Consider the following 14,260-nt stretch of genomic DNA (forward strand, 5'->3'; position numbering starts at 1 on the left):
ATGTAGATATATGAATCGACAGAATGCTGGCGCTTGAGATGTCCAGTGGTATACCTATAAATGCGTTAATGGAATAAGCAGGAAGATAGATGAAAGTGTTGCTAATTGAAGATTCTGAAGCGCTTCGTCGGGGGATCAGAGTAGGACTGGATCATTTGGGTTATACGGTTGATGAAACTGGTGATGGTTCTGAAGGCCTCAGTATGGCGCTGACAAATCATTATGACTTTATTATTTTAGACTTAATGTTGCCCAATGTGGATGGTATTAGTTTACTTAAAAGTATTCGTAAACTGGGCAACCAAGCCAAGGTGATTATCTTATCGGCAAAATCATTAACTGAAGATCGCGTCGCCGGTTTACTCGCTGGGGCTGATGATTACCTCACCAAACCTTTTTCATTTGACGAACTTCAGGCTCGTTTGGTTACCTTGGGCCGCCGCGGTGATCTAACCTCACATTCGAAAAATATACGATTGGGTGAGTTACTGCTTGATGATAATCAAAAGGTATTAATTTATAAGCAGACAATCATAGAGTTAACTAAAAATGAATACAAAATTATCGAGTATTTATTTAACAACCCTAATCAAGTGCTTAATCCTGAACAAATAAGTGAAGCCGTTGTCGGCTCATTTAACCATTTATCTAAAAATACTATCGAAGCCCATTTGTCGGCCGTGCGTAAAAAAGCAAATCTAGTGGGAGCGACGTTACCGATAAAAAACAAACGCGGTTTTGGTTATTTTGTGGGTGAAGATTAATGACATCATTAGCTAATAACCTAGTTAATAGGATGACATGGGCGGTATTAATTATTGTGGTATTGGTATTTTTAGCCGTTGATATCATTATTGATAACTGGATTGATACCGAATTTGATAATGCATTAATCACCAAGTCGAACTACCTTAAAACCTTAATTAAAGTGTCGCCGGCAGGAGTCGAGTTTGATTTTGCGGGGGAGTTTATGCCTGAGTTTACTTTACCTGCCAAAGGGGAGTATTTTCAGCTGTGGCAAAATGGCGTTGTGTTCGAACGGTCTGAATCTTTAGCGCATTTTGCTCAAGCAAATCTAATAAAAGCCGATTTGGCTATCAATGGTCGTCAGTTTTTCGATGTGACCTTGCCAGATGGGCGTTCAGGAAGAGCAATGGTGTCTGTTTTTGAACCACAGGTGCCTGATAAATATCAAAGTGTCATCACTGAAAATATCGCTCCCATGGTATTAACTGTGGCGCTGTCAGAAGAAGAGTTAAATCATATTCTGATTATTATCGACTCCAGTCTAGCTGTGGGTTTATTGCTGGTGATTTTATTTATGCGTTGGGCCGTGGTGAAGTTAATTCATCGGGGGTTACAGCCATTGAATGATCTAAACCAGGCACTCAAAGATATCGACTTCCAACAAGCTGAATTAAAACTTCCTGCCCATTTTAAAGCGTTTATCGAAATTGAACCGATAAAAAATGAACTCAATAAATTTCTAAGAATCAATCACAAACATCTGCAGAATGAAAAACGGATCACCGCCGATATTGCCCACGAGCTTAAAACCCCGATCAGTGAGCTAATTAGTTTAAGTGAAATCTATATACGTTATCCCGACGACGAACGAATAGGCGTGAGCTACAAGCAAGATGTACTCAGCATAAGCTTAAAAATGAAAGATATAGTCAATAATTTATTATTACTGCAAAAGGCGTCTTCCGAAGGGTTGCAATTAAGCCAAACTTTGATTGATGTTGAAGCTTTTATTCAAAAAATCGTCGCTGAGTTAAATTCTTTGCGAAGCGGTTCGTTAGCCAGAGTGAACGTCATCAGTGAGTTAAATGGAGTCATGTGCCAAACAGATGCGTTTTCGCTTCATACTGTACTGTATAACTTGATTGATAATGCACTGTTTTACAGCCCGCAGCAGTCAAAGGTTGATATTCGTCTTACTAAGCAAAAACAACCTGTTCAGGGCAACAAATCAGCGATGATAGTGATCACCATTGAAAATGAGTTACTTAATAGTATCAGTGATGATGATTTAGACCGTTTGACGCTCCCTTTGTTTCAAACCGAAAAGTCACGTCAACACCAAAATAGGCATGGGCTGGGTTTAGCTATTGTGGATAATATAGCCCAGGTAAACCAATACGCTTTTTCGTTTGGCCTCGTTGACACAAATCGAATCGCATTTACCTTTGCATTGCCAGTGATGGGCGATATTAGTGGCTGACAAGAGACAATGGGTTAAGTAAATGTGAATTTTATTAGTTTACAGTGAACTAATATTTATATTGAGCGTCAAATTTGAATCGAAATAATCATAAACAATGAGTTTTATTTTATAAGCTGACTGTAATCATTGAACAATATCGCATTAATCATTATTTGACACATGTTAGTATTCTGTTAACGTGCACGTCGCTGATTGCCGGTGTTAAAACCGATTGCTGTTATGACACAAAGTATCGTGCCATAGACATAAAGTATCCTAAAAATAACAGAATAATATATTGGAGTCATTAATGGGGTTATTTTCCCTCAAGTCGAATGTCGACTACATCAGATCGTCTCGTTACCCCAAGCCACATAATATCTATAGCGCTATTTTGGTGTTTGCGCTGATCATTTTAGCTGTGACTACATTGAGCCGTATTGGCTTATCACTGTGGCAACTTGAACGAGTCAATGACGCTCAAGGATGGTCAGATATTATATTTCAGGGCATAAGGGTTGATTTTGCAACATTGTGCTGGTTGTTCGGTATTGCAGCGCTTGGTACTGCATTATTTGCAGGAAATCATGCAATAGGGCGCTTGTGGGCACTGATTTTAAAAGTCTGGCTAACTCTTGGCTTGTGGTTAATCGTGTTCTTAGAAATATCGACGCCGTCATTTATTCAAGAATACGGCTTCAGACCGAATCGTTTATATGTTGAATACCTTATTTACCCTAAAGAAGTGCTGTCGATGTTGTGGGCCGGTCGAAAGGCTGAACTGATATTCGCTTTTGTAGTGTCTACAGCAACATTATATGCAGGCTGGCGCTTGTCTGACTATTTTACCCGAAATGTACGTTCACCGCGGTGGTATTGGCGCCCTGTGATGGCCATTTTAGTTATTTGTGTCACTATTTTAGGAGCGCGTTCTTCTTTAGGTCATCGTCCATTAAACCCTTCTTTAGTCGCGTTTTCAGATGATCCTTTAGTTAACTCATTAGTATTGAACTCGGGTTACTCACTCACTTTCGCCATTAAACAAATGAGTAATGAAGAAGAGGCCTCAAAGGTATACGGCAAGTTAGATGATCAAAAGGTTATCGATATTATTCGCCGTCAAAGTGGTCGTTCAGCACAAGCATTTACGTCAACTGACTTGCCAAGTTTGACCTTTAACCAGGCAACTTATCAGGGTAAGCCTAAAAACCTAGTGATTATTTTGCAAGAAAGTTTAGGCGCTCGATTTGTTGGCAGTTTAGGCGGGTTACCGCTGACACCTAATATTGATGAGTTATCCTCACAAGGGTGGTTTTTTGAAAACCTTTACGCCACAGGAACCCGCTCAGTACGAGGAATTGAAGCTATTACCACAGGTTTTACTCCAACGCCCGCTCGTGCGGTAGTTAAGTTGGGTAAAAGCCAAACTAACTTTTTTACCATTGCAGAATTATTAAAGCGTAACGGTTATTCAACCCAATTTATTTATGGTGGCGAAAGTCATTTTGATAATATGCGCAGCTTTTTCCTGGGCAATGGCTTTAGTCAAATAATCGATCAAAATGACTACAAAAAACCTGCATTTGTCGCATCTTGGGGCGTGTCAGATGAGGACTTGTTGTTTAGAGCCCATGACGAGTTTACCGCTATGCATGAGCAAGGTAAGCCATTCTTTAGTTTAGTGTTTAGTTCTAGTAATCATGACCCATATGAGTTCCCTGATAACCGGATTGAACTGTATGAACAACCGCAATATACCATGCACAATGCCGTGAAGTATGCGGATTACGCAGTGGGCGAGTTTTTCAAAAAAGCCCAAAAAGCAGACTATTGGAAAGACACTTTATTTCTTGTGGTAGCTGATCACGATAGTCGTGTCGGCGGCGCTAACTTAGTGCCTATTTCACGTTTTCGTATCCCGGGACTGATTTTAGGGGGTGGGATTGAAGCCATGCGTGACCCTAGAGTGGTTAGCCAAATTGACATGGCGCCGACGTTATTGTCTATGATGGGGATTTCAGACAGTTACCCTATGTTAGGACGTGATTTAACCCAACAAGCGGCAGATTGGCCGGGTCGAGCCATGATGCAATATGATAAAAACTTTGCCTTAATGGAAGGCAATCAAGTGACTATATTACAGCCAGAACAAGCTGCTAAAAGCTTTGTATATGATTTTGGTGCAGAAACACTAACGTCACGTGAACTAGATACCGAACAAGCTGAAAATGCACTCGGAATTGCATTGTGGGGTAGCGCTGCCTATAACAATCATTGGTTTACTTTGCCGAAACAAACTCAAACAGAGCAGCAGTCGCGCTAGTTATTCAGTCGCGCTAGTTATTCAGTCGCGCTAGTTATTCAGTCGAGTTAGTTGCCATGCCGTGAAAGTGTCTAGGCGTGAGATAGGTTAAGACGATAGTAGGTATAAGACGTCAGAGGGCGTCTTATACCGTATCAGGGATACTCGCAAGATTGGTCGGCATGTTGTTTTGGCCATAATATTGGCTAACATGTTGCCTTACTTGCTGATAATACGCTGAGCTTTGCTTGGGCATTTCATCATTACGTACCGAAGACTTACTGCTTTGCGTTGTGCTTTGTTCAGCTTGGAGCGATTGTTTAATACGAATATCTTTACGCTGTATGGTTGGCGTGTTGTTTGCCACTATATTTAGCGGTTGTCCCTGTAAGCTTTTAGGTGCAACTAATTGTTGAACAATGGCTTCTCTTTGGTTTGCTGAACGCTGCTGTTGCTGTTTTTGTTCAACAATATTGTGCGCTTGAGTGCGTTCATTTTGTTGATTGTAAGCACGCTCAGGATGATTCTTTGTCGGTTGCTGCGGTGGGATAATGGGCGGCTTTTGTTGATTATCCACCCGTGCAGAATCCGTCGCAACATTAGAGGTTACTATCGAAACTTGCGGGTAATGGGAATTAATCAACATACTCAATAACCTCCGCTCGGGATAATCTATATCTGAAGTTAATTTGTTTTTATGGCGGTTAAATTATAGCCAATATTTAAGCGATGTTAAAGTACTAGCTGTTAATACCTTTAATCCAGTCACAAAGGTGTTCAATAAATAGGCTTGAATGTGAGATAAAAGGCGCATGGGATGCTTTGGCTAGGATAATGTCATCGATATTTTTAGCTTTTACTAGCATTTTAAGCCCACTTTTCGGCACTAAACTATCTGATTTGCCCCATATCCTCAACCAAGGTTGTTTGATAGCGTTTAATTGAGGGCGCAAGTCGACCTCTGCCAGCATAGTTAACCCCTGCAGCAAACTGTCCTCACAGGGTAAGGGCTTAGCCAGCACCAGATGTTTTATCATTTGAATATCTGCTTTTGCTGTTTCACTGCCCATGGCTTGAATAGCTAAAAAGCGCTCAATGGTTTTAGGCAGGTTTTTATGTAACTGCTGTGAAAACTGAGATAATACCTGCGGCGCAATGCCTGGCCAGGGTTGCGGCTTTTCATCGGGCTGCGCCATAAAACAAGGGGACGATGCGACTGTAATTAAGGCTTTTATTTTAGTTGGAAATGTTAATGCTACTTGAGTGGCAACTAACCCGCCTAATGACCAGCCTAACCAAATTGCATTATCGGGTAATTGTGTTGCTAGCGCTGCAACCCAGTCATCAATATCGCCCTCAATAGGGTCACTGTCACCAAAACCGGGCAAGTCGACATAATGCACTCTATACTCAGACAGGGCCTGTTTTAAGGGTTCAAACACCGCACTATTGACGCCCCAACCGTGAAGTAACACGATATCTTGGCCATTACCTAGGGTATTGATATACAGTTTGGGTTTTGGCAATTTTTTAACCTCTATTTAAAGGAATGAATAGTGAACTCACTTAATAAGCAAGGATGCACGCAGCTATACAATCATCAACCTAAGATTAAACTCCAAAGTCAGTCTGCTGTTGTCCCATTAGCCGCCTTACATGCTAAAGGCGTTAGGTTATTAACCCATTTTAGTCGTTATATTCGTCGCAGTTTACCTAACCGCTGTTTACTGTGCCAGCAAAGGATTGAGCAGCAAGGCTATGCGAAGTTATTTGACGGTCAAGTACTCACTGGGGTATGTCAGCATTGTTTAGTGAGTGGTTTATATCAAACCGAAGTGTGTTTGGGGTGTGCTAAACCGTTAGTGCAGTTACAAGAGTATTGCGGTCAGTGTATGGCTAGCTTGCCGATTAAAGTGATTGCGCCTTGCAGTTATCATCAAGGTTTAGGCCAACTGGTGAGTGCGATAAAATACCAGCGCCAAATAGCCGCTTTACAGGTACTGGCACAACAGCTGGCATACCGCATTCAACAACTTGTTAAACAAGGTTTAATTGAGTTACCCCAAGTGATTATTCCTGTGCCATTACACTCAAATCGTTTACGTCAACGGGGCTTTAACCAGGCGTGGTTAATTGCCAAACAACTTAGTGCGATGCTTGACCTGCCGTTAGATGATCAGTTTATTTTTCGACTTCAAGATACGCAGCCACAAGCGGGACTGAACGGAAAACAAAGACGTGACAACTGTCACCAAGCCTTTGCTTTGATGACATCACTGGAACCTGACTTAGCATCAGAATTAGTACCGAAGCAATCTTGCTACCAACATGTGGCGCTGGTTGATGACGTGGTCACAACCGGCACGACGATTAATGAGATAGCTGCATTACTAAAACAACACCACATAGCTAGTCAAGCATGGAGTTTAGCGCGTGCCGAGGCGCCTGAGTTACGCGGCTAAATTGATCAATATATTCGCTTGAATGCTAGGCATAACACCTTGCGTTGCAGGCTAATATAAAGAACAAAACAGTTTAACTCGAACAAACTTTGACTACGAAAACTCAACAACTCCTAGTGTCACTTTGATACTAGACTTCTATTATTACCCATTAATGCAGGTGATTTATTGTATTTTTTAATCATCAAACGATGAAGAGGGCTACAAAGAGAATGCAACACAGAGTATCATGGTGCTAATTCTCACTAATTTACTCAGGTATTACCTGACGGAGTAAGTTTTATGATCTCCATTTCCGAAGCAGCTCAGGCTCATTTTGTAAAATTATTAGCAGATCAAACCGAAGGTACGCATATTCGTGTATTCGTTATCAGCCCTGGTACCGCGCAAGCAGAATGTGGTGTGTCATATTGCCCACCAGATGCGGTAGAAGATGATGATATGGAATTACCGTTCAACGGATTTAAGGCTATGGTTGATGAGAAAAGTGTGCCTTTTCTTCAAGAGGCCACCATTGATTATATTACTGATCAAATGGGTTCGCAGTTAACCTTAAAAGCACCAAATGCCAAAATGCGTAAAGTGTCTGACGACGCGCCATTAAAAGAACGTATTGAATATGTTATTCAGTCGGAAATAAACCCACAGCTTGCTAGCCATGGCGGCAACATTATGTTGGTTGAAATTTCTGCTGAAGATGTCGCCGTATTACAATTTGGCGGTGGTTGTAATGGTTGCTCTCAAGTTGATATCACCTTAAAAGATGGTGTCGAGAAGCAATTACTTGACCTATTCCCAGGTGAACTTAAGGGTGTGCGTGATGTGACTGATCATCAACATGGTGATCACTCTTACGCTTAATCTTTGATTATTTTGATTTAAAACGCGCCTATAGGGCGCGTTTTTTGTTATATCAGGCTTTAGATTTAAATGTCCGTCGATAAAACGTTACTACACTAAACAATAAAATAAATGTACCAATTACAGATACGAAAGTAATGAATAGTACATAGCTAAAAGGCATATTCAGTGCATCATGGAGCGGTCTGACAAAGCTGGCTATTTGACCTGCAATCGGTCGGTCACTGTGCTTTAATGCGGACTGAATTTCACCTCGTTGGTAATTCATCGTAATGTTATCTGCTTGTCTTAACCACACACTATTGTGGCTATCAAAACGTATACTGTATTCTAAATCTTGTTCTGTAGCGTCTTGCGCCTCTGGTTGCCTTGGTTTACTTACCGCGACTAACAGTGATTCTGGCCAAAGCTTCTGAGCGGTATCTAGTTGGCTGTACCAGTCGTTTTTCTGGCTTTGCGGATAAGACACATTGGGTGCTTGCTGGTGTTGTAAATAATCCGTCCATAAGCCTTTGTAAGTGATCAAAAATCCACTTATACACAAAATAAATAACGGTAGTGAAATAAATAATCCTAGTTGAATATGGCTTTTCACTAAGCTGCTTGAACGGGTGTCTTTTGGCACACTGTGTTTAAACCTAAATCCACTGCGTACCCGCCACCATAAGTAAATCCCAATTAAGGTAATCACACCGCCAATGATTGCAGCCCATGCGTTGATATATTTGCCCACATCATCGAGTAAAAAATTTCTGTGTAACCAAAAAATTGTACTATAAAAAGGCACATTTTTAGATTCATGGATGGAGATTTCATTTAGATTATTATCTAACGCAATACTTTTTCCACGGGTCGCGGCTTCAATAAAAGGTGAGTGTTCGGTTGGAAAACGTACTGTACTCATTTCAGGATAACGCTCAAACACAGTTTGGGTTACCTGTGCTTTTTCTGCTGTGTTTAGCGGCACAAATTGCTGGCCTTTATTGTCTAGGCGATTAAGCATATCCATGCTGCCAAGATAGACCCCTGTGGTTAAGACTATGAGCATAGTAATGCTAATAAAAAATCCTACCCAGTTATGAAACCATTTTAAAGCTGATACCACTCTCATAAATAACGTTCTCAGTTTTGATCGTGAAAAAGTCACGACTATTTAGTATTGTGTTTAATTTATGCGAATGATAATTAATATCGTTTAATTCATCAATTAAAGAAGTGTAAAGATGCCAACTATACTCCTTGTGAATATCAATCAAAATCTGTTAAATTTGTATTTTATTTTACTTAAAATACTGTATTTAAAGGTCTTTAACCTATTGTGGTAGGTTTTTTAAAATGAGTAATGTATTTACCCTCACCTCGGGTTAAAGAGGTGAATATCACGCTAGGGTGGATATCGTTTGCTGTAAGAGAAGACTGCCCATGGTGTTGTCACGATAAATTAAGTATTGGTTAATAATTAATTGCTAATGTTTGTTGAAAAATGGTCTATCTAATCCGCGCTTTTTGTCATTTGTAAGGTATTTCTGCTAATTAACTCTATCTCATTCACTTTTGATATTTGCGCGTAATTCTTTTCACATCTATTGTTATAGTGTTTAAAACAGCGTTTAAAAAAGATTTTAAAACAGTGTATTAGTATTTTTTGTTTGTTTTATGCCATTTTGATGGTGAAAAAACTCCAATTAATATCGCAGTTTAATATTGAAGGGATACTCTACCTCACGCAATCATCACGGATGAACTTAAAGGTTATTAAATGAAACTTAAGCAAAAGCTATTGCTGGCTTTCTTGTCGATAGGCCTGATCCCAGCATGTATTATCAGTATTACCGTGCTCTACATCAGCAGCCAAACATTAACCCAACAAGCATTCAATCAGCTTGATTCGATTAAATACATCAAAAAAGAACAAATTGAGTCTTACTTTGCTGAACGGCAGGGAGATTTAAACTTACTGCAATATACCCTTTCTAAAAACTTAAACTTCAATGATGAAGCGCAATTATCCCGTAGTGCTGATGTGCAGCACGACTACCTGACGCAGTTTGTCAGCGCGTATCAGTATTATGATCTGTTTGTGATTAGCCCTTCGGGTAACATTTTATATACGGTTGCTAAAGAGTCAGATTACCAAACGAATTTAAATAACGGCAATTATAGAGACTCAAATTTGGGTGAGTTATTTCGCCAAACCATGAGTCGACAGAGTTACCAGATCACCGATTTTGCTCCCTATGCACCGAGTAATGGTGAGCCAGCGGCCTTTATCGCTCAGCCGATTATTGAAAATAATCAGGTGAAAGCCGTGATTGCTTTACAGCTGTCACTTGAGTCGATAAATGAAATCATGCAGCTACGGGCTGGTATGGGTGAGACAGGCGAAAGTTATCTTGTAGGGCCAGATTTGCGGATGCGTTCAGACTCTTTTCTTGATCCCACAGGACATTCAGTAAAAGCCAGTTTTAGTGGTAATGTCAAAAATAATGGCGTTGATACTGTTGCTGCTCATGCTGCATTAAAAGGGACGTCAGACACGCAAATAATCACTGATTACAATGGTAATCCGGTACTGTCCTCATATGCACAAATTAAAATTAATGATTTGTACTGGGCCTTGCTAGTTGAAATTGATGAAGCCGAAGCCATGGCTGCTGTGCATCATTTGCGCTGGGTTATTTTGCTTATTACCGTGCTTGCGGTGATAGGTATTTTGATGATTACCTATGTGATCACGCAATCAATTTTGCGTCCTTTGGGCGGAGAACCCAAAACAATGCAAGTGATTACCGAGCGCATAGCCAGTGGTGATCTTACCGTTAACTTTGAATCTAACGTTAAGTTGATTGGTGTATATGGTGCCATGCGTACTATGTCGACATATTTAAGACAAATCATCGGCAGCATTGTTGATGCCACATCGCAATTATCCGCCACAGCAGAGCAAACTAGCTCAACAAGCCATCAATCAAATATCAGTTTACAAGAACAACAGGCCAATATTCATAATGTGTCCGTAGCAATGCAAGAAATGGCGACTACGATTGCAGATGTTGCTATGAACGCTAGAAACGTAGCAGATTCAACCAGCCATGTATCTAATATTTCTGAGGCTGCTACTGACAGCATTGAACAGACTATTATCGTTATTTTATCCTTAAGTGACGAAGTCTCCAAGGCTACAAATGTGGTGCAAGAAATTGCTAAGCAGAGCCAAAGCATTGGGTCAGTGCTTGAGGTTATTCGATCGATAGCTGAGCAAACAAATTTACTGGCGTTGAATGCCGCGATTGAGGCCGCTAGAGCAGGGGAGCAGGGACGTGGTTTTGCCGTTGTTGCCGATGAAGTTAGACAATTAGCGTCGAAAACCCAGAACTCAACGGCAGATATTGAATTGATGATCCAAACTCTGCAAACCAAAACTAATCACGCAGTTACAGTAATGAAATACAGCGCAGAGCATGCTTTAGACACTGTAGAGAAGGCTCGTGATACCCAAAACTCGTTTAAAGAAACTACCGTAGAAATTGATCGAATCGCATTAAATGCGCAGCAAATTGCTGCTGCAGCTGTGCAGCAAGCCGATGCCGCTGAAGAAATTAATCAGTGTTTAGTGACGATTAATGATGTTGGCAGACAAAATGCTGAAGGAGCACAGCAAATTTCAGAGGCCAGCGCTGATTTAAGTCATTTAGTGAGGCAGTTAAATGGCATTACGCTGAAGTTTAAACTGCAATAGTCAATACCATAAGCATCCCCCGCATAGGGGGATGCGGAACCTTTATGGTTAATTGCTCTTTAGGATTCATCTAGGTATTCGTTATAGCGTACCTTAATTATACGGGTTGATACGACATCACCTAGTCAGGTTTTCATTTATGTACTTTTTCACCTAGCTATTTTTTAAGTTATGGACTGTGCTGATGACTGTGGCAATGATTTGCTTTCGATTAATTTTAAGGCCATTAATTGCGATATCTGGCCAGGCATAAAAGTGTCTGGGGCGCTTAAAACTAGCAAGCTGTCGCGTTACCATTTGAGCTAATTGTTGTTCTACTTTCGTTGGTACTTCAGCTTGCTTGTATTCAATAATCGCCGCGGGTAGTAAACCAAATTTGTCATCAGCAAGGCCAAAGACTATAGCGTTAACCACTAAAGGATGTTGCAGTAACACTGATTCAATTTCTTCTGGTTGGATATTCTCGCCACCACAGATAAACATGTTATCGACTCGACCTAATAATATCAGTTGGCCTTTTTCATTTAATTGGCCGCGATCCTGTGTGCAAAACCAGCCCTGTTGATCGACAGGTAAATGCAGCTGGTATTGTTGCTGTTGATTTATCTCTAGATAGCCTTGAAACAAACACTCACCCTTTACCCAAATAACCCCATCAACCAATTTTAACTGTCTATTAGGTAATGCACGGCCATGATGTTGCTGTAAATTAGCTTTGGCAGTGGTGATTTGCGAACTCATTTCTGTCATGCCATAGCTGGTATAAGTGTTCACTTTTTTCTGTGCTAATGATGCTATCAATGTAGCTTCGATAACCCCACCACCAAGTAATAAGGCTTTTAATCCGCTTAACGCCTGTGGCGCTTGCTGCAGAATTTGCAGCGCTTGTGTTGACACCATAGATACGTGGGTAACTGCTTCATCTTCAAGTTGCTGCGCCAATGTGATGTAGTTTGATTTAATCACAATACATGCACCAGCGAGGGCACAGCGATTAACTATTGCCAGACCACCAATGTGAAACAAGGGCAATGACAGTAACCAACGGTCGTTATTATGCAGCGGAATATAACGGCTTGAGCCCTGAGCACTGGCAATGTGATTGATTAACCCATGTACAGCCGCTTTGGGCGTGCCGCTAGAGCCCGATGTCAAAATGATATTAACCGGCTTGTGCGGGTTTACTTTTTGCACAGCATAAACGGGCTGACTATTGTCGAGTTGATGATCAGTCGTTACGTTTTGAGCTAAATCAATTAACGCTGGATGGCGCTCAAGCGATATTATTTCGCTTTGTTGCCAAATAAAATGGATCTGAAAACGGCCAAGTAGTTGCTCGATTTGGTTAACAGAAAAGTGGCCGTTGATGGGAAAAAATATGGCGCCAATTTCAACACATGCCCAATAAAGTGTCATGATGGCAAAGGTTTGCTGAGCTAAGTCGTGATTTGAGATTTTATTGGCGTTAACTGGTGTTGGGATAATGGTCGCAATAATAGTACCAGGCATTACCCCCTGTTGTAGCAAGTTAGCTGACAGCACAGAAATTTGTGCTGCCCAGTTTGCGTAAGTTATCGATGCTCCCTCAAGTAACACTGCAGTATTATCAGCGGACTGCCGCGCGGCTTGTTGAACTGGAGATAACATCATATCGCTGACTAGCCTTTAATCAGTTTGAGCTTATTAAGCTTTAATTGGCCATTTTCATCTAACAAACGCTGGCTAAATGCACTTAAGGTGTCAAGCCCTGGTGGATTATCAGGGGTGAGTGCCTGGCTAATAAGGGCTAAATCAGCAATACCGACATCAGACTCAAGGCTTGAGCTTAAAATACAACGCACACCTTGGTGTTCGGCCAGGCTGACAATCTCTTGCATCTTACTGAGTGAGCCCAGTAACATAGGTTTTAAAATAAACGCCCCTATGCCTGGTTGCTGTTGCAATAATTTATCGAAGTCTAAATCTGTGGTTAGCAAAAACTCATCTAATGCGTATTTAATGCCGAGTTGCTGATACATTTTCAAGTTGTCACTGGGTTGCTGGCAAGGCTCTTCAACGTATTCGATTTGTTTTTTAGGTAAACAGGCTAAAAAGTCGACCGCCTGATTGAGGGTAAAACCGCGATTAGCATCAAGACGTAGCGTTAAACTGGGTTTACGTGCTAACACCTGATGAACAAAAGCAATTTCACTGTCCATGTCGGTTTGTGCCACTTTGATTTTTACACTGTGTATATGGCTTAAATCAGCCAGCTTTTGATCAATTACCGTTATGGATAAACCTTGGTACAGCAAAGGGATATTTGCTTGATTAATGACTCTAACGGGGAACTGTTGCAGGCATTTGGCCGCTAATACACTTAAACCAAATTGCACAGAAGGCAATAAACTACGCTCTGCAGCCAGGGCGAGTTCAGTGATCTCTTGCCCTATTAACTGAGATTGAAGCTGGATCAGTTCAGCGCTAACTTGCGCGAGGGTTTCATGGCTAAATCCAGTCAATGGTAAACCTTCAATATCAATACCTGCAAGGGGAGATATTTCGGCAAAATATTGTTGGTTATCGTCCAGTGTCACGTTAACAATAATACCAATTCGATGATCAATGCGTTGTTTAGCAACAGGTAAAGGTACGGTTAAATCAATTTGAAATTGATACAATTCAAACGATGCGATCTTAGTCATAGG

Annotated in this window: 11 protein-coding genes; 6 read left to right on the plus strand and 5 right to left on the minus strand. The window is 41.0% G+C overall.

Annotation, left to right across the window (positions count from 1 at the left end; translation table 11 throughout):
* Window positions 1-89: 89 nt before the first annotated feature.
* From ACRWQL_RS10995 to ACRWQL_RS11005, 3 genes are all read left to right on the plus strand, one after another.
* Window positions 90-764 (plus strand): response regulator transcription factor, encoded by a 675-nt coding sequence (locus ACRWQL_RS10995; protein WP_226412625.1) that lies wholly within the window; start codon window positions 90-92, stop codon window positions 762-764.
* A complete protein-coding gene (locus tag ACRWQL_RS11000) occupies window positions 764-2,227 on the plus strand; it encodes a sensor histidine kinase (RefSeq protein ID WP_434949955.1) in 1,464 nt (487 codons plus the stop codon). Before ACRWQL_RS10995 ends, ACRWQL_RS11000 begins: the two co-directional genes overlap by 1 nt.
* A 292-nt stretch (window positions 2,228-2,519) precedes the next feature.
* Window positions 2,520-4,532, plus strand: coding sequence for an LTA synthase family protein (locus ACRWQL_RS11005; RefSeq protein ID WP_434949957.1), 2,013 nt, complete (start codon window positions 2,520-2,522; stop codon window positions 4,530-4,532).
* Between the two features lie 124 nt (window positions 4,533-4,656).
* Here ACRWQL_RS11005 and ACRWQL_RS11010 read toward each other — a convergent pair whose 3' ends face one another.
* Both ACRWQL_RS11010 and bioH read right to left on the minus strand, forming a co-directional pair.
* The gene (locus ACRWQL_RS11010; protein ID WP_434939387.1) at window positions 4,657-5,157 is read right to left on the minus strand and encodes a hypothetical protein; all 501 of its coding nucleotides are present in this window, start codon (window positions 5,155-5,157) and stop codon (window positions 4,657-4,659) included.
* Between the two features lie 94 nt (window positions 5,158-5,251).
* Entirely contained in the window at window positions 5,252-6,037 is a 786-nt protein-coding gene (gene bioH / locus ACRWQL_RS11015; RefSeq protein WP_434949959.1) for a pimeloyl-ACP methyl ester esterase BioH, read from the minus strand.
* Window positions 6,038-6,067: 30 nt separating this feature from the next.
* On the opposite strand from bioH, the gene ACRWQL_RS11020 reads away from it, so the two are divergent.
* Window positions 6,068-6,973, plus strand: a complete 906-nt coding sequence (locus ACRWQL_RS11020) for a ComF family protein (protein ID WP_434949961.1) — start codon at window positions 6,068-6,070, stop codon at window positions 6,971-6,973.
* 282 nt (window positions 6,974-7,255) lie between these two features.
* A complete protein-coding gene (gene nfuA, locus ACRWQL_RS11025) occupies window positions 7,256-7,834 on the plus strand; it encodes a Fe-S biogenesis protein NfuA (RefSeq protein ID WP_434949963.1) in 579 nt (192 codons plus the stop codon).
* A gap of 52 nt (window positions 7,835-7,886) precedes the next feature.
* Here the strand turns inward: nfuA and ACRWQL_RS11030 are convergent, their stop codons facing one another.
* Window positions 7,887-8,945, minus strand: coding sequence for a PepSY-associated TM helix domain-containing protein (locus ACRWQL_RS11030; RefSeq protein WP_434949965.1), 1,059 nt, complete (start codon window positions 8,943-8,945; stop codon window positions 7,887-7,889).
* A gap of 648 nt (window positions 8,946-9,593) precedes the next feature.
* Between ACRWQL_RS11030 and ACRWQL_RS11035 the strand changes: the two genes are divergently transcribed.
* Window positions 9,594-11,573, plus strand: a complete 1,980-nt coding sequence (locus tag ACRWQL_RS11035) for a methyl-accepting chemotaxis protein (protein WP_434949967.1) — start codon at window positions 9,594-9,596, stop codon at window positions 11,571-11,573.
* A gap of 153 nt (window positions 11,574-11,726) precedes the next feature.
* Here ACRWQL_RS11035 and menE read toward each other — a convergent pair whose 3' ends face one another.
* Complete coding sequence (menE, locus tag ACRWQL_RS11040; protein WP_434949969.1) at window positions 11,727-13,223, minus strand: o-succinylbenzoate--CoA ligase; 1,497 nt, start codon at window positions 13,221-13,223, stop codon at window positions 11,727-11,729.
* A gap of 8 nt (window positions 13,224-13,231) precedes the next feature.
* A complete protein-coding gene (gene menC / locus ACRWQL_RS11045) occupies window positions 13,232-14,257 on the minus strand; it encodes an o-succinylbenzoate synthase (RefSeq protein ID WP_434949971.1) in 1,026 nt (341 codons plus the stop codon).
* Window positions 14,258-14,260: the final 3 nt, after the last annotated feature.

Origin of the sequence: Shewanella sp. HL-SH4 (genome assembly GCF_051164845.1) — a bacterium.
GTDB classification, from domain to species: Bacteria; Pseudomonadota; Gammaproteobacteria; order Enterobacterales; family Shewanellaceae; genus Shewanella; species Shewanella glacialimarina.